1 protein-coding gene is annotated in these 739 nt (G+C 61.2%); it reads right to left on the bottom strand.

Features of this window, described 5'->3' with window-relative positions; genetic code table 11:
- Positions 1-739, bottom strand: a 739-nt coding sequence (locus QN224_RS33550; protein WP_283980175.1) for an AMP-binding protein, incomplete at both ends; no start/stop codon positions are given.

Consider the following 739-nt stretch of genomic DNA (forward strand, 5'->3'; position numbering starts at 1 on the left):
CCGCGCCCCCGGCTCTCCGCAGAACGGATCGGCCAGGAAGCGCTCGGCCGTCAGCTCCGGTTGGTTGAGGTAGCCGCGCGCCACCCCTGCCCCGCCGATATAGAGCTCGCCGACCGTCCCGAACGGCACCGGTGCGCCATGCCGGTCGAGAAGATACACACGCGTGTTCGCAATCGGGCGACCGATATGCGGCGAAGCGATGTCACTAAAGAGCTGTCCCGATGTCGCCACGACGGTGGCTTCAGTAGGGCCATAGTTGTTTATGAGCTTTAGCGCCGGTGGTAGAGGCGCCGGCACACGCAGGAGGCGATCACCGCCAATCAGCAAGCACTTCAACGTGGGATTTACAAGCTGGGTTTCCAACGCGATGGTGGCCAGCGGCGTAGTCAAAAAGGCGGTGTCGAGCGATTGATCACGCCACCATTGCAGCAGATGAGGAGATTCTGCTGCTGATGCTTTTGGCGGGAGGAGCAATGTGCTGCGGTTGTATAAAGCAGACCAGAGTTCCCAGGTGCTGGCATCGAATGCCACTCCAGCCGTCATTGCGCAGCAGATGTCTGGTGGCGGACAAAACGTCTGCAAATGCCATGCTGTAAGATTGATCAAACTCTGGTGCTCGACCATGACGCCCTTTGGTTGTCCGGTGGATCCGGAGGTGTAGATGATGTAGGCGAGATGGCGGGAAGTGAGGCCGAGGGCGCGGGGGTCGGGATCGGATGCCGGCCGGTTCGCCCAGGCC

Source organism: Sinorhizobium sp. 7-81, from assembly GCF_030124405.1.
GTDB classification, from domain to species: domain Bacteria; phylum Pseudomonadota; class Alphaproteobacteria; order Rhizobiales; family Rhizobiaceae; genus Sinorhizobium; species Sinorhizobium psoraleae.